Source organism: Kitasatospora sp. NPDC057512, assembly GCF_042802135.1.
GTDB lineage: Bacteria > Actinomycetota > Actinomycetes > Streptomycetales > Streptomycetaceae > Kitasatospora.
Map to the genome: position 1 here is coordinate 1 of NZ_JBHVET010000693.1, position 4,629 is coordinate 4,629.

The following is a 4,629-nucleotide window of genomic DNA, read 5'->3' on the forward strand; positions in this document are numbered from 1 at the left end:
GTACTCGGTGGTGACGATCACCGTCGGTTAGTGGGAAGGCGCCTGGATGCGCCAGAGGGCGGCGGGGTTGGCCTCGCCGCCCGGGGCGGACTCGAAGGCGATCCACTGCCCGTCCGGGGACCAGCTCGGCGCGCCGTCGTAGGCGGTGTCGTCGCGGGTCACCCGGACGGGAGTGCCGCCACCCGCGTCCACCACGAAGACCTGGGCGTTCGGCAGGTCGCCCAGGTTGGAGGAGAAGACCAGGAAGCGGCCGTCCGGGGACCAGCTCGGGTCGGTGTGCTCGCCCGGCGCGTCGGTGACCCTCCGCAGTCCGCCGCCGTCCGCGTCCACCGTCCACAGCGACCAGTCCTCGCGGCCCGCGCTCCGCCGCTGGAAGACGATCCGGTCGCCCTTCGGGGACCAGTTCGGCTGCCGGTTGTCGGATCCGGTGCCCCGGCCGTCCACCAGCAGGACGGGCGCGCCGCCGCCGCGGCGGACCTTCCAGAGCGAGTCCTGCTCGGCCGCGTCGCCGTGGACCGCGGCGTGCTCCGGCTCCCAGCTCTGCTGGAAGACGATCCACTCGCCGTCCGGGGAGAAGCTCGGCTCGCTGTACCCGCTGCCGTCGGCGTGGTCGGTCACCCGCTCGGGGGCGCCGCCCGGCTTCATCAGCCAGACCTCGTCGTGCCCGGACTCCCGGTCGGTGGCGAAGGCGAAGGCGTCGGCGGCGGCGTTCCAGCTGCTGCCGGGGAGGTTGACGGCCGCCTTGTCGGGATCCTCCAACACCGTGCGCGGCGCGCCGCCGTCCAACGGCAGGATGCCGAGGGCGGCGGCGCCCTTGTTGTAGCCCCCGCTGAACTCGGTCAGCAGCACCGAGCGGCCGTCCGGGGCGAAGGCCGGGTTCTGCGCGCTGCGGCCGCCCCCGGCGCGGTAGAGCAGCCGGGCACCGTCGGCACGGCGCTCGGCCCCGCTCGGGGAGGTGCCGGTCGAGGCCCCGCCGGTCGGTGGGGCGCTGGTCGGTGGCGCACCCGTCGGTCCGGGCGCCGGCTCCTCCTCGGAACCGGAGCCCGAGCCGCCGCAACCGGCCAGGAGCACGGCGGCAGCCAAGACCGCCGGGAGCATGCGAGTCCTCATGCCTCACAAGCTAGTTGACGCATCGTCAACTATCGTGCGCCGCCGGGCGGATCAGGACACAGCCGTCCGGCGGACCCCGCCGACGCCCCCGCCCGTCACCCGCCGCTCCGTTCGAGCCGCACCAGCGCGTCCACCGCGACCCGGCCGCCCTCGTTCGCCTCGGCGCCCTCGCCGCTCTCCGCGCCCGAACCGCCCTTGTGGCCCGGCTCGCCGCCGACCGTCCGGTGCACCCGCTCGGCGCGGACGGTGCGCAGCCCGAGGTCGGCGAGGTCGGCGAGGACGTCCTCCGGGGTGAAGAGCACGGCCGGGTCCTGCGGGCCGCCGACGCCCTCGGTGAGGTTGCTCAGGTCGTGCCCGATGACCAGCAGGGTGCCGCCCGGGGTCAGCGCGTCGGCGGCGCGGCGCAGCGCGGCCCGGCGGTCCGCGGCGGGGAGCTGCAGGTAGGCGACCAGGACGAGGTCGTAGCCGGCGGCGGGGGCCTCGTAGGCGCGGGCGTCGCCGTGGCGCCAGGTGAGCCGGTCGGCGACCTCGTCGGGCAGCTCGGCGGTGAGCCGTTCGGCGCGCTCCAGGGCGACGGCGGAGAAGTCCAGTCCGGTGACCTCCCAGCCCTGGGCGGCCAGCCAGATCGCGTTGCGGCCCTCTCCGGCGGCCAGGTCCAGCGCGTGGCCGGGAGTGCGCCCGGCCAGTTCGCGGACCACCCACCGGTTGGGCGCGGCACCCCACACCAGCTCGCTCGCGGCGTAGCGGTCGTCCCAGTCCTGGCTGTCCATCGCGCCTCCTCCGTTCGACGGGCCTGTTCGTACCGGCCAACCTACCGGGCCGCCGCCGCCCCGGCAGGGAACGGTCCAGCGGGCGGACACCCTTGACGGCGAATATTGGTCCAGTCCAATCTGTTCAGTCGTGACGTGCACGGGTCGGCCACCCGTCGCGTCCGCACACCGCTCGTCAGCACGCGTCACCAGCCCGCGCGCCCCCACCGCGCCCGGGCCGGCTCCCCTCGGCCCGTCCGGGCCACCGCACCGCCGGAACCCCCCACACATCCGGAGGACCCACCGCATGCACGACCGCGTCCTGCCCGCACGGCCCGCCCACCCCGCCGGGGAGCGCGCCGACCGCCGGGCCGCCCAGCGCAGAAGAGCCACCGCACTGGCCCTGGCCGCCACGCTGACCACCAGCGGCGCCGCCATCGCCCTCACCTTCGGTTCCGCCTCGGCCGCCCCGGTCAACCTGCTGGCCAACGGCGACTTCGAGACCGGCACCCTGGCCGGCTGGACCTGCTCCAACGGCTCGGTCGTCACCGCCCCGGTGCACGGCGGGAGCCGCGCGCTCAGCGGCGCCGCCTCGGCCGGCGACACCGCGCAGTGCCAGCAGACCGTCACCGTCCAGCCGAACACCACGTACACCCTGGCCGGCTGGGTCCAGGGCAGCTACGTCTACCTGGGCGCCACCGGCACCGGCGTCAACTCCTCGGCCTGGACGCCGGGCGCGACCGGCTGGAACCAGCTGAGCACCACCTTCACCACCGGTGCCACCACCACCTCCGTCACGGTCTTCACCCACGGCTGGTACGGCACCGGCACCTACTACGCGGACGACCTCACGCTGACCGGCCCGGCCGGCCCCACCTCGTCCGCCAGCCCGACGGCCACCGGCAGCCCGACCGCCACGGCCAGCCCGACGGCCACCGCGAGCCCCACCGCGACCGGAAGTCCCACGGCCACCGGAAGCCCGACGGCGACCGGCAGCCCGACGGGCACCCCCACGACCACCACTCCGACCCCGACGGCCACCGCGAGCGGCCCGGCCGGGGACGGCAAGGTCACCACCCCGACCGGCTTCGCGGTCACCAGGACCACCTCCAACGCGGTGGTGCTCACCTGGCAGCCGTCCACCCTCACCAGCGGTGACGGCCCGGTGGCCTACAAGGTGTGGTCCAACGGCCAGCTGGTCGCCACCTCGATGGGCACCTCCGTCGCGGTCAGCTCGCTGCTGCCGGGCAGGAGCTACACCTTCAGCGTCCAGGGCTACTCCGGCGGCCACGCCTCCGCCCAGTCCGCGCCGGTGAGCACCACGACCGCGGCCGCCCCCGCCCAGCAGCCGGTCCGCTCGGCCTACTTCGACCAGTGGGGCGTCTACGAGAACGCGTACAACGCCAAGAACGTCGACACCAGCGGCGCGGCGGGCAAGCTGGACGTCGTCCACTACGCGTTCGCCAACATCGACCCGACGAAGTTCACCTGCTTCCAGGCGGTGAAGGCCTCCGACTCGGCCAACGAGTCCAACCCGAACGCCGGGGACGGCGCGGGCGACGCCTACGCCGACTACCAGGCCGACTACAGTTCCGCCACCAGCGTGGACGGCAGCAGCGACACCTGGGAGCAGCCGCTCAAGGGCAACTTCAACCAGCTGCGCCAGCTGAAGGCCAAGTACCCCAACCTGCGGTTCACCATCTCGATCGGCGGCTGGACGTACTCCAAGTACTTCTCCGACGCGGCGGCCACCGACTCCTCCCGCAAGGCCTTCGTCTCCTCGTGCGTCGACATGTTCCTCAAGGGGAACCTGCCGACCGGCGTGGCCGGTGACGCCTCCGGCGGCGCGGCCTCGGCGGCGGGCCTCTTCGACGGCGTCGACCTCGACTGGGAGTACCCGGGCTCGGCCGGCGGCCACACCGGCAACCACTACTCCGCGGCCGACAAGCAGAACTACACCCTGCTGCTCAAGGAGTTCCGCACCCAGCTGGACGCCCTCGGCGCCGCCCAGGGCAAGCGCTACCTGCTGACCGCCGCGCTGCCCAGCGGCCAGGACAAGGTCGCCCAGCTGGAGACCGACAAGATCGGCGCCTACCTGGACTACGCCGACGTGATGTCCTACGACATGCACGGCGCGTGGGACGCCACCGGCCCGACCAACCACCAGGACCCGCTGCACGACAGCCCGGCCGACCCGACCACGCCGATCACTCCGGGCACCCGCAAGTACAACGTGGACACCACGCTCGCCGCGTACACCACCGGCCTGCCCGAGTACGGCATCCCCGGCGGCTTCCCGGCGAACAAGATCGTGCTCGGCATCCCGTTCTACTGGCGCGGCTGGACCGGCGTCCCGGCCGGCTCCAACTACGGCCTGTACCAGAGCGCGACCGGCCCGACGGCCAAGAAGCCGCTGAGCCAGGAGGCCGGCCTGGCCGCCTGGAAGGAGCTCAACCCGACCGCGGCCCAGACCCACTGGGACCCGGTCACCGAGAGCAGCTGGGTCTACGACGGCACCAACTTCTGGACCGGTGACACCCCGCAGGCCGTCCAGGCGCGCGGGGCCTACGCCAAGGCCAAGGGCCTGGGCGGGCTGTTCGCCTTCTCCCTGGAGAACGACGACGCCTCCGGCACCATGCTCAACTCGATGGACAGCAGCCTTCGCTGACATCTCGTCAGGAACGAACGATGGCCCGCGCGGAACCTTCGCGCGGGCCATCCGCAGTCCGCCCGTCCAGGGCTCGGCCGTCGTGACTCGACCGGCAGGGGC

3 protein-coding genes are annotated in these 4,629 nt (G+C 73.8%); 1 reads left to right on the forward strand and 2 read right to left on the reverse strand.

What is annotated here, in order from left to right; genetic code table 11:
- Nucleotides 1-27 precede the first annotated feature (27 nt).
- Complete coding sequence (locus ACFU6K_RS32025; RefSeq protein WP_380668986.1) at nt 28-1,110, reverse strand: hypothetical protein; 1,083 nt, start codon at nt 1,108-1,110, stop codon at nt 28-30.
- A gap of 95 nt (nt 1,111-1,205) precedes the next feature.
- Nucleotides 1,206-1,880 carry a class I SAM-dependent methyltransferase gene (locus ACFU6K_RS32030; protein ID WP_380668988.1) on the reverse strand — a complete coding sequence of 225 codons (675 nt, stop codon included), beginning with the start codon at nt 1,878-1,880 and terminating at the stop codon, nt 1,206-1,208.
- A gap of 286 nt (nt 1,881-2,166) precedes the next feature.
- Here ACFU6K_RS32030 and ACFU6K_RS32035 point away from each other — a divergent pair, with 286 nt between their 5' ends.
- Nucleotides 2,167-4,527 carry a glycosyl hydrolase family 18 protein gene (locus ACFU6K_RS32035; RefSeq protein ID WP_380668990.1) on the forward strand — a complete coding sequence of 787 codons (2,361 nt, stop codon included), beginning with the start codon at nt 2,167-2,169 and terminating at the stop codon, nt 4,525-4,527.
- The last annotated feature ends 102 nt before the right edge of the window (nt 4,528-4,629 follow it).

Bases quoted from the DNA above. Each gene is read 5' to 3' on its own strand.
- ACFU6K_RS32030 (WP_380668988.1), bottom strand. From the start codon at position 1,880: ATGGACAGCCAGGACTGGGACGACCGCTACGCCGCGAGCGAGCTGGTG.
- ACFU6K_RS32035 (WP_380668990.1), top strand. From the start codon at position 2,167: ATGCACGACCGCGTCCTGCCCGCACGGCCCGCCCACCCCGCCGGGGAG.
- ACFU6K_RS32025 (WP_380668986.1), bottom strand. From the start codon at position 1,110: ATGAGGACTCGCATGCTCCCGGCGGTCTTGGCTGCCGCCGTGCTCCTG.